The following is a 16,161-nucleotide window of genomic DNA, read 5'->3' as shown; positions in this document are numbered from 1 at the left end:
TCCGACGGGGCTTTTGCTGTGCCTTTGGCGGCAGGACGAAAGGCTTATGCCTTGTCGTCCGCAGCCTCGGGGTTCAGGTAATCGCCGGCATCGGCATCGGTGCCGTGGGTCTCGCCTTCGATCGCGGCCAGTGGGCTGTCACCCACATCGTCGCGAACGTCACGGGCCAGTTCCGCCTTGTGCTCTTCCTCGGCGGTGTTCGCCAGGATGAGCGATTCCTGCATCTTGCGGGTGGCCGCGCGCAGGGCAACGTCGCGGCTGGTGGCCGCCACACGAACGCGGTTCATGCCCGCACCGGTGCCTGCCGGGATCAGACGCCCGACGATCACGTTTTCCTTGAGGCCGATCAACGAGTCGGTCTTGCCCTCGACCGCCGCCTGCGTAAGCACGCGGGTGGTTTCCTGGAACGAGGCCGCCGAGATGAACGAGCGGGTCTGGAGCGACGCCTTGGTGATGCCCAGCAGCACCGGCTTGCCTTCTGCGGGACGCTTGTCCTTGGAAAGCTTGCCGTTGATCTCGGCCATCTCCTCGTAGTCGACCTGCTCGCCGGCCAGCAGCGTGGTGTCGCCGCCGTGGGTGATCTCGACCTTCTGCAGCATCTGGCGAACGATCACCTCGATGTGCTTGTCGTTGATCTTCACGCCCTGCAGACGATACACTTCCTGGATTTCGGCGACGAGGTATTCCGCCAGCGCTTCCACGCCCAGCACTTCGAGGATGTCGTGCGGATCGGGCGAGCCCGAAACCAGGTTGTCACCCTTCTTGACCCAGTCACCTTCCTGCACGTCCACGACCTTGGACTTGGGGATCAGGTACTCGACCGGTTCGCCTTCCTCGGGAATGATCGCGATCTTGCGCTTGGCCTTGTAGTCACGCACGAACTCGACCCGGCCAGATACCTTGGCAATCACCGCGTTGTCCTTGGGCTTGCGCGCCTCGAACAGCTCGGCGACGCGCGGCAGACCACCGGTGATGTCGCGGGTCTTGGCGGCTTCGCGGCTGGCGCGGGCAACGATGTCGCCCGCCTCGATCCGCTGGCCGTCCTCGACCGACAACGTTGTGCCCGGGGCCAGCATGTAGCGCGCCGATTCGCCGCTCTCGTCATCCAGAAGGGTGATGCGCGGACGCAGATCTTCCTTCTTCTTGGCGCGGGCAGGCGAGCGATCCTCGGTGACGACGCGGCTGGTCATGCCAGTGGCGTCATCGACATGCTCGGTCAGCGTGCGCGTGTCGATCAGGTCCTGATACTTCACAATACCCGAAGTTTCGGTGATGATCGGCAGCGTAAACGGATCCCATTCGGCCAGGCGTTCGCCCTGCTCCACCTTGGCGCCGTTGGCGTGCAAAAGCACCGTACCGTATGGCACGCGGTGGATTGCACGTTCGCGACCTTCGGTATCGAACAGGATGATCTCGCCGTTGCGCGCCAGCGACAGCAGGCGGTTGCGCTTGTCCACGATCGTGGGAATGTCGCGATATTCGACATGGCCCGCGCTGATCGCTTCGAGGTGCGAGGTTTCGTTCAGCTGCGCCGCACCGCCGATGTGGAAGGTACGCATGGTCAGCTGCGTGCCCGGCTCACCGATGGACTGCGCGGCAATAACGCCCACGGCCTCACCGATGTTCACCGGCGTGCCGCGGGCCAGATCGCGCCCGTAGCACTTGCCGCACACGCCCTGCGTGGCTTCGCAGACCAGTGGCGAGCGGATGCGCGCGTTCTGCAGGCCGGTGGCCTCGATCGCGGCAACCGCCGCTTCGTCGAGCAGCTGCCCATTCGACGCGATCGTGTTGCCTTCCTTGTCGACGATATCCTCGGCCAGGGTGCGGCCCAGGATACGCTCGGCAAGCGAGGCGATCACCGAACCGCCCTGCACGATCGAGCGCATTTCCAGCGCCCGCTCGGTGCCGCAGTCGTCGACCACCACCACGCAGTCCTGCGACACATCGACCAGACGGCGGGTCAGGTAACCCGAGTTTGCCGTCTTGAGCGCGGTGTCGGCCAGACCCTTGCGGGCGCCGTGCGTGGAGTTGAAGTATTCAAGAACGGTCAGACCTTCCTTGAAGTTCGAGATGATCGGCGTCTCGATGATCTCGCCCGAAGGCTTGGCCATCAGGCCGCGCATACCGGCAAGCTGCTTCATCTGCGCAGGCGAACCACGCGCACCGGAGTGGCTCATCATGTAGATCGAGTTGATCTGCGCCATGCGGCCGGTTTCCGGATCGATCGGCTGGGCCTTGATCTCGTCCATCATGGCGTTCGCCACCTGATCGCCGCAACGGCTCCAGGCGTCGATCACCTTGTTGTACTTTTCCTGCTGGGTGATCAGGCCGTCTTGGTACTGCTGCTCGTAGTCAGCCACCAGATCCTTGGTCTCGGCGACCAGGGCCACCTTCGATTCCGGAATGATCATGTCGTCCTTGCCGAACGAGATGCCAGCCTTGAACGCGTTGCGGAAGCCCAGGCTCATGATCGCGTCGGCGAACAGTACCGTGTCCTTCTGGCCGGTGTGACGATAGACCTGATCGATGACGTCGCCGATTTCCTTCTTGGTGAGAAGGCGGTTGACGACATCGAAGGGCACCGTGTGGCTCTTGGGCAGGCATTCGCCCAGCAGCATGCGGCCCGGCGTGGTGTCGAAGCGCTTCATGTACTGCTGACCCTTTTCGTCGGTCTGCGGCACGCGGGCCTCGATCTTCGAGTGCAGGGTGACAGCTCCGTGGAACAGCGCCTGATGCACTTCGGCCATGTCGGCGAACTTCATGCCCTCACCCGGCTCGCCGGTGCGATCCAGCGACAGGTAGTACAGGCCCAGCACCATGTCCTGCGAAGGCACGATGATCGGCTTGCCGTTGGCGGGCGACAGGATGTTGTTGGTGGACATCATCAGCACGCGTGCTTCCAGCTGGGCTTCCAGCGAAAGCGGCACGTGGACGGCCATCTGGTCCCCGTCGAAGTCGGCGTTGAAGGCCGAGCAGACGAGCGGATGCAGCTGGATCGCCTTGCCTTCGATCAGCACGGGTTCGAACGCCTGGATGCCCAGACGGTGCAGCGTGGGCGCGCGGTTGAGCATCACCGGGTGTTCGCGGATCACCTCGTCCAGGATATCCCAGACTTCCTTGCGCTCCTTTTCCACCCACTTCTTCGCCTGCTTGAGGGTCATCGACAGACCCTTCGCATCGAGGCGGGCGTAGATGAACGGCTTGAACAGTTCGAGCGCCATCTTCTTGGGCAGGCCGCACTGGTGCAGCTTCAATTCCGGCCCGGTAACGATGACCGAACGGCCCGAATAGTCGACGCGCTTGCCCAGCAGGTTCTGGCGGAAGCGGCCCTGCTTGCCCTTGAGCATGTCGGACAGCGATTTCAGCGGACGCTTGTTGGCGCCGGTGATCACGCGGCCGCGGCGGCCGTTGTCGAACAGCGCATCGACCGCTTCCTGCAGCATGCGCTTTTCGTTGCGCACGATGATGTCAGGCGCGCGCAGTTCAATCAGGCGCTTCAGACGGTTGTTGCGGTTGATGACGCGGCGATACAGGTCGTTAAGGTCAGACGTGGCGAAGCGGCCGCCGTCCAGCGGCACCAGCGGGCGCAGTTCGGGCGGGATGACCGGCACGACGTCGAGGATCATCCATTCCGGGCGGTTGCCCGAATCGATGAACGATTCCACGACCTTGAGCCGCTTGATGATCTTCTTTGGCTTGAGCTCGGACTTGGTGGTCTCCAGCTCGTGCAGCAGATCGGCCCGCTCCTGCTCCAGGTCCAGGTTCATCAGCATGTGCTTGACGGCCTCGGCGCCGATGCCGGCGGTGAAGGCGTCCTCACCGTACTCGTCCTGCGCGTCCAGCATCTCGTCTTCTGTGAGCAGCTGGTACTTTTCGAGCGGGGTCAGGCCCGGCTCGGTGACGATGTAGCTTTCGAAGTACAGCACGCGCTCAAGCAGCTTGAGCTGCATGTCGAGCAGCAGGCCGATGCGCGAAGGCAGCGACTTGAGGAACCAGATGTGCGCAACCGGCGCGGCCAGTTCGATGTGGCCCATGCGCTCACGGCGCACCTTGGTGACGGTGACTTCGACGCCGCACTTTTCGCACACGACACCCTTGTACTTCATCCGCTTGTACTTGCCGCACAGGCACTCGTAGTCCTTCACCGGACCGAAGATGCGCGCGCAGAACAGGCCGTCACGCTCGGGCTTGAACGTGCGGTAGTTGATGGTTTCCGGCTTCTTGATTTCGCCGAAGGACCAGGAGCGGATGCGCTCGGGGCTCGCCAGACCAATCTGGATCTGGTCGAACGTCTCGGTCTTGGCCATCTGGTTCGTGAATTTTGTAAGGTCGTTCATATTTTCAGTCCCTCTGGAGGGTCAAATGTCTTGGGCGAAACGCAGGAGCGCCGTCGCTAAACGGCGCTCCTGCCGATTCACTCCGCCGCGATCGCGATGCCGTCGTCGTCGCGGTCGATGGACGACAGCTCGACGTTGAGGCCCAGCGAGCGCATTTCCTTGACGAGCACGTTGAAGCTCTCAGGGATGCCGGCCTCGAAGGTGTCGTCGCCCTTGACGATCGCTTCGTAGACCTTGGTGCGGCCGACCACGTCGTCCGACTTCACCGTTAGCATTTCCTGCAAGGTATACGCCGCGCCATAGGCCTGGAGCGCCCAGACCTCCATTTCTCCGAAGCGCTGGCCACCGAACTGCGCCTTACCGCCCAGCGGCTGCTGGGTGACGAGGCTGTACGGCCCGATCGAACGGGCGTGGATCTTGTCGTCCACAAGGTGGTGCAGCTTGAGCATGTAGATGATGCCCACCGTCACCTTGCGGTCGAACTTGTCGCCGGTGCGTCCGTCATACAGGTCAGACTGACCCGAACTGTGCAGCCCGGCCAGCGCCAGCATGTCGGCAACGTCAGCTTCCACCGCGCCGTCGAACACCGGGGTGCCCATGGGGACGCCCTTGGTGACGTTCTGCGCCAGTTCGAGCAGCGATTCGGTATCGCGGCTCTCGATGTCCTCGACGTAATGCTCACCGTAGATCACCTTCAAACGCTCACGCACCGCTTCGGGCGGGGCTGCGGTCTCCGGGTTGGGGTTGGCATGGCGCCAGTCCTCCAGCGCCTGCTTCACCTGCTGGCCCAGACCACGCGCGGCCCAGCCCAGGTGGGTTTCGAAGATCTGCCCGACGTTCATGCGCGAAGGCACGCCGAGCGGATTGAGCACGAGATCGACCGGGGTGCCGTCTTCCAGGAACGGCATGTCCTCGACCGGCAGGATGCGCGAAATGACGCCCTTGTTGCCGTGACGGCCAGCCATCTTGTCGCCCGGCTGCAGCTTGCGCTTCACCGCCACGAACACCTTGACCATCTTGAGCACGCCCGGAGCCAGCTCGTCGCCGCGCTCCAGCTTCTCCTTGCGATCCTCGAACTTCTCCTGGATCGCCTTGACGGTGGCGTCGTACTGGGTCTTCACCGCTTCGAGCTGCGACTGCATGTGGTCGTCCGCAACCGCGAACTTCCACCACTCGTGGCGCTCGGCCTCAGCCAGCACGTCCTCGGTGATCTCGCCACCCTTCTTCACGCCCTTGGGCGCAGATGCGGCAACCTGGCCCAGCAGCATGTCGCGCAGGCGGTTGTATGTGGCGCGGTTGAGGATCGCGCGCTCGTCCTCACGGTCCTTGGCGAGGCGTTCGATTTCCTCGTTCTGGATCGCGCGGGTACGATCGTCGATCTCGATACCGTGGCGGTTGAACACGCGCACATCGACGATTGTGCCCGAAACGCCCGGGGGCAGGCGCAGCGAGGTATCACGCACATCGCTCGCCTTTTCGCCGAAGATGGCGCGCAGCAACTTTTCTTCCGGCGTCATCGGCGATTCGCCCTTGGGCGTGATCTTGCCGACCAGGATATCACCCGGGTGCACTTCTGCGCCCACATACACGATTCCCGCCTCGTCGAGGTTGCGCAGGGCTTCCTCACCGACATTGGGAATGTCGCGGGTGATGTCCTCTGGCCCCAGCTTGGTGTCGCGGGCCATCACCTCGAACTCGTCGATATGGATCGAGGTGAACACGTCGTCCTTGACGATGCGCTCGGAGATCAGGATCGAGTCCTCGTAGTTGTAGCCGTTCCACGGCATGAACGCGACGAGGCTGTTGCGGCCCAGTGCCAGTTCACCCAGCTCGGTCGACGGACCGTCAGCCAGGATGTCGCCCTTTTCGACCACGTCGCCCACCTTCACCAGCGGACGCTGGTTGATGCAGGTGGACTGGTTCGAACGCTCGAACTTCTGCAGACGATAGATATCGACGCCGGACTTGCCGGCTTCGATATCGCCGCTGGCGCGGATCACGATACGGGTGGCGTCCACCTGATCGACCACGCCGGCGCGGGTGGCGGAAATCGCGGCGCCCGAATCGCGCGCCACGGTGCCTTCCATGCCGGTGCCCACGAACGGCGCGTCAGCCTGAACCAGCGGCACCGCCTGGCGCTGCATGTTCGAGCCCATCAACGCGCGGTTGGCGTCATCGTTTTCCAAGAACGGGATCAGCGATGCGGCGACCGACACCAGCTGCTTGGGCGAAACGTCCATCAGCGTGATCTGGTCGCGCGGGCTCATCACGAACTCGCCGTTCTGGCGGGCCGAGACGAGTTCTTCGGCGAAGCTGCCGTCCTCGTTGGTGCCGGCCGACGCCTGCGCGACGGTGTGCTTCTGCTCCTCCATCGCGGACAGATACACGACATCGCCGGTCACCTTGCCGTCGATCACCTTGCGGTACGGCGTTTCGATGAAGCCGTACTTGTTGACGCGGGCGAAAGTGGACAGCGAGTTGATCAGACCGATGTTCGGGCCTTCCGGCGTTTCGATCGGACAGATACGGCCATAGTGGGTGGGGTGAACGTCGCGCACTTCGAATCCAGCGCGCTCACGCGTCAGACCGCCTGGCCCGAGCGCCGACACGCGACGCTTGTGCGTTACTTCGGACAGCGGGTTGGTCTGGTCCATGAACTGCGAGAGCTGCGAGGAGCCAAAGAACTCACGCACCGCGGCCACTGCGGGCTTGGCGTTGATGAGATCGTTGGGCATGACCGTCGATACGTCGACCGAGGACATACGCTCCTTCACGGCGCGCTCCATGCGCAGCAGGCCAACGCGGTACTGGTTTTCCAGCAACTCGCCCACCGAACGCACGCGGCGGTTGCCGAGATTGTCGATGTCGTCGATCTCGCCCTTGCCGTCCTTGAGGTTCACCAGTTCCTTCACCACGGCAAGGATATCCTCGACGCGCAGGGTGGTGACCGTGTCCTCGGCATCAAGGCCAAGGCGCATGTTCATCTTGACGCGGCCCACGGCCGACAGGTCGTAGCGGTCGGCATCGAAGAACAGGCCGTCGAACAGCGCTTCTGCGGTTTCCTTGGTCGGCGGCTCGCCGGGGCGCATCACCTTGTAAATGGCCTCAAGGCCCATCTCGCGGTTCTCGGCCTTGTCGGCCTTGAGCGTGTTGCGGATCCACGGACCGGTGTTGATCTCGTCGATGTCCAGCAGTTCGATGCGGTCGATACCGGCCTTGTCGAGCGCTTCCAGGTTCTCAGGCGAAACTTCGTCGCCGGCCTCGATGTAGATGCGGCCGGTGGACTCGTCGATGAGGTCCTTCGCGGAATAACGTCCGAAGATTTCTTCGGTCGGGATCAGCAGTTCCTCAAGGCCGTCCTTCTGCGCCTTGTTGGCGGCGCGCGGCGAAATCTTGGTGCCGGCGGCGAACACGACTTCGCCCGACTTCGCATCGACGATGTCGAACGTCGGCTTGGCGCCGCGCCATGCTTCGGGGGTGTACGGCAGCTGCCAGCCACCCGACCCGCGCTTCCACGCGATGGTCTGGTAGAAGTAGTCAAGGATCGCTTCGCTATCGAGGCCCAGGCCATACAGCAGCGACGTGACGGGGAGCTTGCGCTTACGGTCGATGCGGACGTTGACGATATCCTTGGCGTCGAATTCGAAGTCGAGCCAGGAACCGCGATAGGGGATCACGCGCGCGGCGAACAGGAACTTGCCCGAAGCGTGGGTCTTGCCGCGATCGTGGTCGAACAGCACGCCGGGCGAACGGTGCATCTGCGAGACGATGACGCGCTCAGTGCCATTGATGAAGAACGTGCCGTTCTTCGTCATCAGCGGCATGTCGCCCATGTAAACGTCCTGCTCCTTGATATCGAGGACCGAACGGGTTTCCGTCTCGGCGTCCACCTCGAACACGATCAGGCGCAGCGTCACCTTCATCGGTGCGGCATACGTGATGCCGCGCTGGCGGCACTCGGTCACGTCGTACTTGGGATCTTCCAGTTCGTAGTGAACGAAGTCCAGTTCGCTGGTGCCCGCAAAATCGCGCACCGGGAACACCGACCGCAAGGTCTTTTCCAGTCCGGAGACATAGCCGATCGACGGGTCCGAGCGCAGGAACTGCTCATAGCTCTCGCGCTGCACTTCGATCAGGTTGGGCATCTGCACGACTTCGTGGATGTCACCGAAGATCTTGCGGATACGCTTCTTTGCGGAACGCACCGGATTGGTCACGCCGGGTTCGATGGGCTTGGTTGCCATGAGCTGGACTTGCCTCTTACAAAGGGCCGATTCGCAACTGGTGCGCGCCGGCCCGGAAATTTCGTCGTCGCGAGAACGCCTGCTTTCAAGGCAAGCCATCCGAACGCGCAAAAGGCCGCCAGACGCGGCGCTTTTTCATAGAAAAGCACTTGCAGCCCGCAGCCTTCGACGTCGGATGAAACCTGATCGCTTCCTTCCCGGGCACGTCCCCGCGCATGGACCCGCCTTGCTCGAAGCGATCGAGCGAGAGCCGCATATAGAAGCCGCCCCCCACTATGTCAAACCGCGTGACTGTGCCATTTCCGTTAATCTGGCAGCAAGAAATGCAGGCGATTAGCACATAGTAATTTGGTTTATTTCGATCAACTCGTCGCAAATTGCCCGTCAACTTATCCTGTATTTCGCGGGCGCAATACGACTTCGTGCCGTTTTGCGTGTTGCTACTTGCATGGAAAACACAAGCACCCCCCGCTCGTCCCGCGCCATGACGGCGATCGCCGCCGTTTTCGCGCTTTCCGCAATCCCGGCAGGATCGGCTCATGCACAAGATGTACAGTCGGCCCCCGCTATAGCGCCCGCGCCAGTCCCTGCACCCGCGCCGCAGCCAACGATCGTATTGCCGTCCCCCCCGCCTGCAGACACAACGCCGCCTGCCAGCACAGCTTATGGTACACCGCCGGTCATGATTTCGGCCCCGCCGCCAGCATCGGAATCGGTGGCTGCGCCGACTGATAGCGCCGAAACCGCATCGACGAGTGATACAGCCCCGCCGGTCGCTGCGGTCAGGCGCGCCGCGGGCCGCACGCCGATCGAAGCTGCGCGTCGTTCGCCGGTCAAGCCTGCTGTGCCCGCGACCCGTGATCAGGCCGCGGCTAATGACAGCGCGCTGGCCTCAGGCGCGGTCCCGCGTGCCGCCGTGTCGCCGGCGCCCGTAGCCAAGCCCGCCGCCCGTGCGACGACGCCAGTCGTTCCGGCCACGCAGCAGTCGAACGTGCCGGTCGCAGGGATTGCTGGCATTCTCGCGGCACTAGGCGTTGCAGGCCTCGGAATTTTTGCGCTGCGTCGCCGCCGTCGCAACGAGCCGGAGTATGACGAGGCCGACTACGCGCCCGCATCGCTGGCTGAAACGGCTTTAGAGGCCGAACCAGCGCAAATGGCCGTCGCCCGCGAGGTCGCGCGCCCTGCAATGCCCACGCTGTCGGGTAACACCGCGAGCCGGGTGCTGGCCACTGCGGGTATGCCGCATTCGCCCGAAGAGCGTCAGGCCCTGCTGGAGAGCATGGTCGCGGCAGAGCCGGACGAGGGCAATCCGTTCACCTCGCGCAAGGCGAGGATGCGTCGGGCCCGTATCCAGTTGCAGCATGCGGAACATCAGGAGGTGACGATGCAGAACACGCCGTTCGATTATCGTACCTACCAGCCTTCGATACCGCGCACCGATCAGGTCAGACATTCAGAAAAGCCACCGCTGATCGACGCTTAACCACCAATCCAATACCGTCACGCGAAAGGGCGGCTCCGTATGGGGTCGCCCTTTTTCGCAAATCCCAACATTCCTGCTGCGCTTGACTCGGCGGTACGTTTCCATCATTGGGCCCGCTCGACCGGTGCGGGAATCGTTTTTTTCGATTTTTGTGCTGTCGTCCGTCCGAGACAGTTGCTGAGGGTTTCCTTCTTAATTTGCAGCCTAGGCGGGGAACAGGAATTATTCCGGCCGTTCGCTTTTCAAAAGCGTGGTGCCATTTTCGTGCTTCAGCGCGAAGCTCCTTCCCCTTCGAACGGAATCGCCCGCAGCGCCTCACGGCATTGCGGACACACGTAGCCGGCTACGCGAGGTTCACGCCGCGTGTAGCCATTGTGAAGGAGTAAGGCATGGATCGTTCGCAGAAAGCCGAATCGGTCGCCACTCTCAGCGCGGTCTTCAACGAGGTCGGCGTGGTGGTCATCACCCGCAACCTCGGCATGACGGTGGCCCAGTCCACCGCCCTGCGCGGAAAGATCCGTGATGCGGGTGCGACCTACAAGGTTGCGAAGAACCGTCTTGCCAAGCTTGCCATCGTAGATACCGACTATGCCGGTATCGGCGACTTCCTGACCGGCCCGACGGCCATCGCCACATCCGTGGACCCCGTCGCCGCTGCCAAGGCCGTCGTCGAATTCGCCAAGACGACCGACAAGATCGAGATCGTCGGCGGCGCGATGGGGTCGCTGGTTCTGAACGCGGACGGTGTCAAGGCTCTCGCCTCGATGCCCTCGCTCGACGAACTGCGCGCCAAGCTCATCGGCCTCGTTCAGGCTCCCGCGACCAAGATCGCCCAGCTGTCCACCGCTCCGGCGGCCAAGCTGGCCCGCGTCTTCGCCGCGTACGCCGAGAAGGACGCCGCCTGAGCGCGAGCGAAAGCAGCACGTTTCTAACGATTTATTCCGCCGTTCGGCATGAGGCCGGCGGCGGACCACAGGATCAGGAGTGAATATCATGGCCGACATCGCCAAGCTTGTAGAAGAACTGTCGAAGCTGACCGTCCTCGAGGCCGCTGACCTCGCCAAGGCGCTTGAAGAAGCATGGGGCGTTTCCGCCGCTGCTGCCGTTGCCGTTGCCGCCCCTTCGGGCGACGCTCCGGCCGCTGCCGAAGAGAAGACCGAATTTGACGTCATCCTCACCGGCGACGGTGGCAAGAAGATCCAGGTCATCAAGGAAGTCCGCGCCATCACCGGCCTGGGCCTCGCTGAAGCCAAGGCTCTTGTCGAAGGCGCGCCCAAGGCCGTCAAGGAAGGCATTAACAAGGCTGAAGCCGAAGACATCAAGAAGAAGATCGAAGAAGCCGGCGGTACCGTCGAACTCAAGTAAGCTTCTTGCCGGGTCTTCCGGTGGAAATCAGGAAAGGGCGGCCCGGCAACGGGTCGCCCTTTTCGTTTGCGGTTGTAATCGTGCGTTCAGCTTTGCGGTAGCAACCTGTCCTCCTCAACGCAGGGTCGCATTACCAAGGAGGATTGAACCCCATGCGAATGCTTCAACGCAAATACCTTGTCGGCGGCGCCGTACTGGCACTGCTCGGCGCAGGCGTCGCGCAAGCCGCCACGCAGCAGATTCACACTATGAACTTGGCAGCGCCCGATGAGGTGGTCGTGCAGGTGCAGTACAGCGGCGATGTGCCGCCACAGGTGCAGGTGGTGCCGGCAGCAATGACGCAAGAAGCCGCGCCCGATCCGTTTGCATCGATGGCGCAGATATCGGCGATGATGGATGCGCAGATGGCCGCTATGATGCAGCGCGCCGCGCTTATGCAGCATCAGGCCGCGCACATGCAGCAGCGCGCGGTGCAGGCCAGCGATAGCACCGGCGCTCCGGGCGTCACCTTGGTCGGCGACATGCCGCAAGGTATGCATGTGACGTATTATTCATCCACTACCGACGCGCACGGCTGCACCCGCGCCACCACGTACAACTCGGACGGTTCGGGCGCAGCACCCCAGGTCGTGCAAGCCGCATCGGACGGCTGCGATGCCGCCAAGCCGACCACGCAGGCGATCCCTGCAAAGGCAGAAGCACCCGTGGAACAGGCTCCCGCCCCCGGCCGGAAAGTCTGAACGCATACCCGCGGCGTTGTCTGTCCCGAACGCCGCACCACGAGGGCCTTGCGCACGGGATCGCGCAAGGCCCTTTTCGTGTCTGGCCCGATCGCGCGCCTGATGGCCAAAGCATAACGCTGCCAAGGAAACGCTTTCCCTCGCGCGCCGCGCCCCCTATCGCGCGGGCCTATGTCGGGCAGCATCCCAACCCATCCGTTCCGCACCGAACTGGCCGCCACCGTGCGGCTGGCCGCGCCGCTTGCCTTGGCCAACATGCTGCAGATGGCCGTTTTTGCGGTGGACGTGATCTTCGTGGCCCGGCTTGGTCAGGAATCGCTTGCCGCCTCCAGCCTTGCCGTGGCCATCGTGGCAGTTCTGATGATGGGCCTCAACGGCGTGACCGGGGCCGTCGCTCCGCTGATCGCGGCGGAAGTGGGCCGACGGCGCCATTCGGTGCGCGAAGTGCGCCGCTCGGTACGCATGGCCTTGTGGGTGGCGGTCACGATCGGGCTGGTGACGGTCGCCATCTCGTTCCAGGGTCAGCGGATCATGCTGGCGACCGGGCAGGATGCCCATGTCGCGCAGATCGCCGGTCACTTTATCAAGGTGCTCTCGCTGGCGCTGGTGCCGATGGCGGTGGCCAACGTGTTGCGCACGTTCGTGTCCACGCTGGGCTGGCCAGTCTTCGCGACGCTGATCACCGCTTTGTCGATCGGCGTGAACGCGCTGGGCAACTACGCGCTTGTGTTTGGTAACCTGGGAGCCCCTGCGCTGGGGCTGACGGGGTCGGCCATTGCCAGCGCCATCACTGCGTGCAGCACGGTTGTCGCATACGTGTTGGCGATCCGTTTCAACCGCACCTTGCGGCGATTTCGCATCTTCGGGCGCTGGTGGCGACCGGAGTGGCAGCGCATGCGTCAGATGCTGGTGCTGGGCCTGCCGATCTCCGCCACGCTCATCGCGGAGGGCGGCCTGTTCAGCGGCGCGGCGTTCCTGATGGGCCGGGTGGGAGAAACCGAACTGGCGGCCCATACCGTGGCGCTGCAGATCGCCGCCTTCGCCTTTCAGGTGCCGTTCGGCATCGGGCAGGCCGCGACTATCCGCGTGGGCTACCACTACGGCGCCGGGAACCGCGATGCCATCGGCCGCGCCGGTTGGGCGGCCCTTGGCACCGGCATGGCGTTCGTCGGGCTCTCCGCCTTCGCCATGCTGGCCTTCCCGCGCACGATCCTGTCCGCTTATCTGGATGTGACCGCGCCGGCCAACGCAACGCTCGTCGCGCTGGCGGTACAATACCTGTTTGTCGCCGCCGTATTCCAGTTGACTGACGGGCTGCAGGCGGTGGCCGCCGGCGCCTTGCGCGGCCTGCAGGATACCCGCGTGCCTGCGGTCATCGCCATTGTGGGCTACTGGCTGGCCGGCTTCACCACCTCCGTCGCCCTGGGGCTGTTCACGCCCTTGCGCGGGGTCGGCGTGTGGATCGGCCTTGCCGTAGGCTTGACCGTCGCGGCGGTGCTGCTGTTGGCACGCTGGTACTGGCGCGGGCGGCTGGGACTGTTGCCGACGGGCCAAAGTCCGCATTCGGCGCCGATCGTCGGCCTGTCATGACCGGGTCATCGGGGCGTCCTACCGGTTGATCGCCAAGCGCCATACGCCGCATGATTTTTCTGACACGCGGCGCTTGACGCACCCCCACTCCAAGACCATATCGACGCTCGTTGGCACTCTCAACTGATGAGTGCCAACCCAGTTTTTATGTTCGTTGGATTAAGGGAGACACCCCAATGACTTTCCGCCCGCTGCACGACCGTGTTCTCGTGCGCCGCGTCGAAGCCGAAGAGAAGACGGCCGGCGGCATCATCATTCCTGACAGCGCCAAGGAAAAGCCGGCTGAGGGCGAAATCGTCGCCGTCGGCACGGGCGCCCGCGCTGAAAACGGAACGATCACGCCGCTCGACGTCACTGTTGGCGACCGCGTGCTGTTCGGCAAGTGGTCCGGCACCGAAGTCAAGGTCAGCGGCGAAGACCTGCTCATCATGAAGGAATCGGACATCCTGGGCGTCATCGCCTGAGATCTGCCGCTTCCCACTACCTGATCTAACAAAAGGAATTCTATCATGGCAGCCAAGGACGTACGCTTTTCGCGCGACGCTCGTGAGCGCATTCTGGCCGGCGTGGATACGCTCGCCAACGCCGTCAAGGTGACCTTGGGCCCCAAAGGCCGCAACGTCGTCATCGACAAGAGCTTCGGCGCCCCGCGCATCACCAAGGACGGCGTTACCGTCGCCAAGGAAATCGAACTCAAGGACAAGTTCGAGAACATGGGCGCGCAGATGCTGCGCGAAGTGGCCAGCAAGGCCAACGACAAGGCCGGTGACGGCACCACCACGGCAACCGTACTGGCCCAGGCCATCGTGCGCGAAGGCATGAAGTCGGTCGCGGCCGGCATCAACCCGATGGACCTCAAGCGCGGCATCGACATCGCTGTCCTCAAGGTTGTCGAAAACCTCAAGGCCCGTTCGACCCCGGTTTCCGGTTCGTCGGAAATCGCCCAGGTCGGCATCATCTCGGCCAACGGTGACGTGGAAGTCGGCGAGAAGATCGCCGAAGCCATGGACCGCGTCGGCAAGGAAGGCGTGATCACTGTCGAGGAGGCCAAAGGTCTCGAATTCGAACTCGACGTCGTCGAAGGCATGCAGTTCGACCGCGGCTACCTATCGCCCTACTTCGTCACCAACCCCGAGAAGATGACGGTCGAACTCGAAAACCCGTACATCCTCATCCACGAAAAGAAGCTCTCGTCGCTCCAGGCGCTGCTTCCGATTCTGGAAGCGGTCGTGCAGTCGGGCCGTCCGCTGCTCATCATCGCCGAGGACATCGAGGGTGAGGCTCTGGCCACGCTCGTCGTCAACAAGCTGCGTGGCGGCCTGAAGATCGCCGCCGTCAAGGCGCCGGGCTTCGGCGATCGTCGCAAGGCCATGCTGGGCGACATCGCCACGCTGACCGCCGGCGAGATGATCTCTGAAGACCTGGGCATCAAGCTGGAGAGCGTCACGCTCGGCATGCTGGGCCAGGCCAAGAAGGTCACCATCGACAAGGACAACACGACCATCGTCGATGGCAACGGTTCGGCCGAAGACATCAAGGGCCGGGTCGAGCAGATCCGTTCGCAGATCGAAGTCACCACTTCGGACTACGACCGCGAGAAGCTGCAAGAGCGTCTGGCGAAGCTGGCCGGCGGCGTGGCCGTCATCAAGGTTGGCGGCGCTTCGGAAGTCGAAGTGAAGGAGCGCAAGGACCGCGTCGACGACGCGCTGCACGCGACCCGCGCTGCGGTTGAAGAAGGCATCGTCCCTGGCGGCGGTACGGCCCTGCTGTACGCAACGCGCGCCCTGGAAGGCCTGACCGGCGCCAACGAAGACCAGACCCGCGGTATCGACATCGTCCGCAAGGCGATCGTTGCCCCGGTGCGCCAGATTGCCGAAAACGCCGGCAGCGACGGCGCGGTGGTTTCCGGCAAGCTGCTTGACCAGACGGACGAGAACATCGGCTTCAACGCCGCGACCGACGTGTACGAAAACCTGAAGGCCGCTGGCGTGATCGACCCCACCAAGGTCGTGCGCACCGCGCTGCAGGACGCCGCCTCGGTAGCCGGCCTGCTGATCACCACGGAAGCGGCGATCGTGGAGCGTGCCGAAGACAAGCCGGCAATGCCCCCGATGGGCGGCGGCGGCATGGGCGGCATGGGGGACATGGGCTTCTGATAAAGCCGTGATGGTGCGGGCCATGCGGCTCGCACCATCATCCCAAATGCCAGACATGCAAAAGGCCGGGGAGCAATCCCCGGCCTTTTCGTTTGCCCATGCGGCTATGAACGTAAATTAAGGCGTCCGAGGAACCCGAAGTTCTCCATCTGGGACTACCTGCCCGGCGGCAACTGGTGGGGCTCCAACTACTGATGCCACAGCGGCACCAAAAACGGGCGCGATGCTTGGTAGCACCCGCGCCTG

The 16,161-nt window shown here is 63.4% G+C and carries 9 protein-coding genes; 7 read left to right on the top strand and 2 right to left on the bottom strand.

Features of this window, described 5'->3' with window-relative positions; translation table 11 throughout:
• Nucleotides 1-44: 44 nt before the first annotated feature.
• Both rpoC and rpoB read right to left on the bottom strand, forming a co-directional pair.
• A complete protein-coding gene (gene rpoC, locus ASE49_RS01690) occupies nt 45-4,337 on the bottom strand; it encodes a DNA-directed RNA polymerase subunit beta' (RefSeq protein ID WP_056768039.1) in 4,293 nt (1,430 codons plus the stop codon).
• 77 nt (nt 4,338-4,414) lie between these two features.
• The gene (gene rpoB / locus ASE49_RS01685; protein ID WP_056768036.1) at nt 4,415-8,581 is read right to left on the bottom strand and encodes a DNA-directed RNA polymerase subunit beta; all 4,167 of its coding nucleotides are present in this window, start codon (nt 8,579-8,581) and stop codon (nt 4,415-4,417) included.
• Between the two features lie 715 nt (nt 8,582-9,296).
• Here rpoB and ASE49_RS01680 point away from each other — a divergent pair.
• The 7 genes from ASE49_RS01680 to groL all read left to right on the top strand — a co-directional run bounded on the left by ASE49_RS01680 (nt 9,297) and on the right by groL (nt 15,915).
• Nucleotides 9,297-10,064 carry a hypothetical protein gene (locus ASE49_RS01680; RefSeq protein ID WP_162234210.1) on the top strand — a complete coding sequence of 256 codons (768 nt, stop codon included), beginning with the start codon at nt 9,297-9,299 and terminating at the stop codon, nt 10,062-10,064.
• Nucleotides 10,065-10,453: 389 nt separating this feature from the next.
• Nucleotides 10,454-10,969 carry a 50S ribosomal protein L10 gene (gene rplJ / locus ASE49_RS01675; protein WP_056768030.1) on the top strand — a complete coding sequence of 172 codons (516 nt, stop codon included), beginning with the start codon at nt 10,454-10,456 and terminating at the stop codon, nt 10,967-10,969.
• Between the two features lie 88 nt (nt 10,970-11,057).
• Nucleotides 11,058-11,429 (top strand): 50S ribosomal protein L7/L12, encoded by a 372-nt coding sequence (gene rplL / locus ASE49_RS01670; protein WP_056768636.1) that lies wholly within the window; start codon nt 11,058-11,060, stop codon nt 11,427-11,429.
• Between the two features lie 152 nt (nt 11,430-11,581).
• Nucleotides 11,582-12,169: a hypothetical protein gene (locus tag ASE49_RS01665; RefSeq protein ID WP_056768027.1), complete on the top strand. Its 588-nt coding sequence runs from the start codon at nt 11,582-11,584 to the stop codon at nt 12,167-12,169.
• A gap of 171 nt (nt 12,170-12,340) precedes the next feature.
• Entirely contained in the window at nt 12,341-13,759 is a 1,419-nt protein-coding gene (locus tag ASE49_RS01660; protein ID WP_056768025.1) for an MATE family efflux transporter, read from the top strand.
• A gap of 176 nt (nt 13,760-13,935) precedes the next feature.
• Nucleotides 13,936-14,223 (top strand): co-chaperone GroES, encoded by a 288-nt coding sequence (gene groES / locus ASE49_RS01655; RefSeq protein ID WP_056768022.1) that lies wholly within the window; start codon nt 13,936-13,938, stop codon nt 14,221-14,223.
• Nucleotides 14,224-14,268: 45 nt separating this feature from the next.
• Nucleotides 14,269-15,915, top strand: a complete 1,647-nt coding sequence (groL, locus tag ASE49_RS01650; protein WP_056768020.1) for a chaperonin GroEL — start codon at nt 14,269-14,271, stop codon at nt 15,913-15,915.
• Nucleotides 15,916-16,161: the final 246 nt, after the last annotated feature.

This window comes from Novosphingobium sp. Leaf2 (assembly GCF_001421325.1).
In the GTDB taxonomy this organism is placed as follows: domain Bacteria; phylum Pseudomonadota; class Alphaproteobacteria; order Sphingomonadales; family Sphingomonadaceae; genus Novosphingobium.
Note: the sequence above shows the minus strand (reverse complement) of the source record. Positions and strands in the feature narration are given on the sequence as shown.

What these genes read in the sequence shown, in the direction of transcription:
- rpoC (WP_056768039.1), bottom strand. Translation starts at nt 4,337, where the DNA reads ATGAACGACCTTACAAAATTCACGAACCAGATGGCCAAGACCGAGACG.
- rpoB (WP_056768036.1), bottom strand. Translation starts at nt 8,581, where the DNA reads ATGGCAACCAAGCCCATCGAACCCGGCGTGACCAATCCGGTGCGTTCC.
- rplJ (WP_056768030.1), top strand. Translation starts at nt 10,454, where the DNA reads ATGGATCGTTCGCAGAAAGCCGAATCGGTCGCCACTCTCAGCGCGGTC.
- rplL (WP_056768636.1), top strand. Translation starts at nt 11,058, where the DNA reads ATGGCCGACATCGCCAAGCTTGTAGAAGAACTGTCGAAGCTGACCGTC.
- ASE49_RS01665 (WP_056768027.1), top strand. Translation starts at nt 11,582, where the DNA reads ATGCGAATGCTTCAACGCAAATACCTTGTCGGCGGCGCCGTACTGGCA.
- ASE49_RS01660 (WP_056768025.1), top strand. Translation starts at nt 12,341, where the DNA reads ATGTCGGGCAGCATCCCAACCCATCCGTTCCGCACCGAACTGGCCGCC.
- groES (WP_056768022.1), top strand. Translation starts at nt 13,936, where the DNA reads ATGACTTTCCGCCCGCTGCACGACCGTGTTCTCGTGCGCCGCGTCGAA.
- groL (WP_056768020.1), top strand. Translation starts at nt 14,269, where the DNA reads ATGGCAGCCAAGGACGTACGCTTTTCGCGCGACGCTCGTGAGCGCATT.